This is a genomic window from Cupriavidus sp. 8B, from assembly GCF_054589115.1.
Genome location: NZ_BAAILO010000576.1, coordinates 1 through 304, shown reverse-complemented (window position 1 = coordinate 304; position 304 = coordinate 1). Strand labels below are relative to the sequence as shown.

Annotated in this window: 1 protein-coding gene; it reads left to right on the top strand. The window is 52.6% G+C overall.

Annotation, left to right across the window (positions count from 1 at the left end; genetic code table 11):
* The coding region (locus tag ACYP5B_RS48970) for a sodium:solute symporter family transporter (RefSeq protein ID WP_459574696.1) at window positions 1-304 on the top strand (304 nt) is incomplete at both ends.

The following is a 304-nucleotide window of genomic DNA, read 5'->3' as shown; positions in this document are numbered from 1 at the left end:
ACGTTCTCGACTATCAGCTCGCTCGTGATTGTTCTGCTGTATCTCGTATCCCAAATGGTGGGGGCTGGAAAGCTGATCGAACTTCTATTTGGCATTGGCTATGTTTGGTCCGTAGTGCTGATCGGTGTCCTCATGGTGCTCTACGTGTTCTTTGGCGGCATGCTCGCTACCACCTGGATCCAGATCGTCAAGGCGGCGCTCCTTTTGGTCGGCGCTGCTTTCATGGCATTCATGGTTCTGCAGCGCTTTGGTTTCAGCTTCGAGAATCTGATATCTGCCGCAGTCAGGATCCACCCGAAAGGTA